The organism is Pseudogemmobacter humi (assembly GCF_900609055.1).
In the GTDB taxonomy this organism is placed as follows: Bacteria; Pseudomonadota; Alphaproteobacteria; order Rhodobacterales; family Rhodobacteraceae; genus Pseudogemmobacter; species Pseudogemmobacter humi.
In genome coordinates this window covers 2,257-4,542 of sequence record NZ_UXAW01000024.1, presented here as the reverse complement: position 1 = coordinate 4,542, position 2,286 = coordinate 2,257, and the positions used below count along the sequence as shown (strand labels likewise).

Genomic DNA, 2,286 nt, shown 5'->3' with positions numbered 1-2,286 from the left:
ATATCGAGGGTATTTTGCAATTCCCATTCTGTGAAATGGGATGCGTACTGGTTCCATTCCTGGGTTTTCATCTTGATATAGGCGTCGGAGAATTCGGTGCCCAGGGCGGCTTTGAGTTCCTCGTCGGCGTCGAAGGCGCGGATGGCGTCGAGGAGGTTGAGCGGCAGTTTCGGCGCGTCCTTGATCAGGTGGCCGTCCTTGTACATGTCGATGTCCGAGCGCGGGCCCGGATCGGCGTTGGTGCGGATGCCGTCGAGGCCGGCGGCAAGGATCACCGCCTGCATCAGGTAAGGGTTCGAGGCGCCGTCGGGCAGGCGCAGCTCGAAGCGGCCCGGGCCGGGCACGCGCACCATATGGGTGCGGTTGTTGCCGGTCCAGGTCACCGAATTCGGCGCCCAGGTCGCGCCCGAGGTGGTGCGCGGCGCGTTGATCCGCTTGTAGCTGTTGACGGTCGGGCAGCACAAAAGCGCCAGCGCCGAGGCGTGTTTCATGATCCCGCCGAGGAAGGCGCGGCCCTGATCCGACAGGCCAAGCTCTTTGCTGTCGTCGGAGAAGGCGTTCGACTTGCCGTCGGGCGACCAGACCGAGATATGGGCATGGCAGCCGTTGCCGGTCTTGCCGATCAGGGGCTTGGGCATGAAGGTCGCGCGCAGCCCGTGTTTCTCGGCCAGCACCCGGGTCATGAACTTGAAGAAGGCGTGTTTGTCGGCGGTGGCCAGAACGTCGTCGTATTTCCAGTTCATCTCGAACTGGCCGTTGGCGTCCTCATGGTCGTTCTGATAGGGCTCCCAGCCGTTCACCAGCATGGCGTCGGCGATTTCCTTGATCAGATCGTAGCGCCGCAGGATGGCGTTCTGATCGTAGCAGGGCTTGACCGCATCGTCGAATTCATCGGCCACGCCGCGCCCGTCGGGCCGCAGCAGGAAGAATTCGGGCTCGACCCCGGTCTTGACGCGCAGGCCCATGGTCGCGGCCTCGGCCACCAGTTTGCGCAGCACGTTCCGCGGCGCCTGGTCGAGATCCTGGCCGCCCATCACGCAGTTCGAGGCGACCCAGGCCACTTCCGGGTTCCAGGGCAGCTGGATCACGGTCGAGGGATCGGGGATCGCCAGCATGTCGGGATGCGCCGGCGTCACATCGAGCCAGGTCGCGAAACCGGCGAAACCGGCGCCGTCCTCGCACATGCCCTCGATCGCCTCGGTCGGCGCCAGCTTGGCGCGCTGATACCCCAGAAGATCGGTGAACGAGATCATGAAGTAGCGGATGCCGCGCTCTTCGGCATAGCGCTTCAGCTCGGCTCCGGTTTGGGGTTTTTCCCTGACGTGTCCTTTGTCCAAGGCCATCCTCTTGATTCCCTGTTGTGTCGTTTATGATGAAGGAAGCCGGCCCCGCGGGGGCCGGCTTCGCCTTGCCTGGCTCAGAAGCCCGAGCGGCCGGGGATCCAGCTGGTTCCCGCCAGCGGCACCCCCGCCATGGCGGCGGATTCCAGCGTCAGCGCGCAGAGATCCTCGGGCTCCAGGTTGTGGACATGGTTCTTGCCGCAGGCGCGGGCGATGGTCTGCACCTCCAGCGTCATCACCTTGAGGTAATTCGCCAGACGCCGCCCGGCCTGGACCGGATCGAGCCGGCTGGCCAGATCGGGGTCCTGGGTGGTGATGCCGGCCGGATCCTTGCCCTCGTGCCAGTCGTCATAGGCGCCGGTGGTCGAGCCGAGCTTGCGGTATTCCTCTTCCCAATGCGGATCGTTGTCGCCAAGCGCGATCATCGCCGCGGTGCCGACCGAGGCCGCATCGGCGCCGAGCGCCAGCGCCTTGGCCACATCGGCCCCGGTGCGGATCCCGCCCGAGACGATCAGCTGCACCTTGCGGTGCATGCCCAGATCCTGGAGCGCCTGGACCGCGGGGCGGATGCAGGCGAGGGTCGGCAGGCCGACATTCTCGATGAACACGTCCTGGGTCGCGGCGGTGCCGCCCTGCATCCCGTCGAGCACCACGACATCGGCCCCGGCCTTCACCGCGAGCGAGGTGTCGTAATAGGGCCGCGTGCCGCCGATCTTGACATAGATCGGCTTCTCCCAGCCGGTGATCTCGCGGATCTCAAGGATCTTGATCTCCAGATCGTCGGGGCCGGTCCAGTCGGGGTGACGGCAGGCCGAGCGCTGGTCGATCCCCTTGGGGAGGTTCCTCATCTTCGCAACCCGGTCCGAGATCTTCTGGCCCAGAAGCATGCCGCCGCCGCCGGGCTTGGCGCCCTGGCCGACCACGACCTCGATCGCATCGGCCCGGC

General features: G+C 65.8%; 2 protein-coding genes. Both read right to left on the bottom strand.

Annotation, left to right across the window (positions count from 1 at the left end):
- On the bottom strand, positions 1 to 1,343 hold a 1,343-nt coding region (gene glnT / locus XINFAN_RS00300; protein WP_124084580.1), incomplete at its 3' end, for a type III glutamate--ammonia ligase.
- A gap of 74 nt (positions 1,344 to 1,417) precedes the next feature.
- Positions 1,418 to 2,286: FMN-binding glutamate synthase family protein (locus XINFAN_RS22110; protein WP_233352069.1), on the bottom strand; the 869-nt coding region annotated here is incomplete at its 5' end.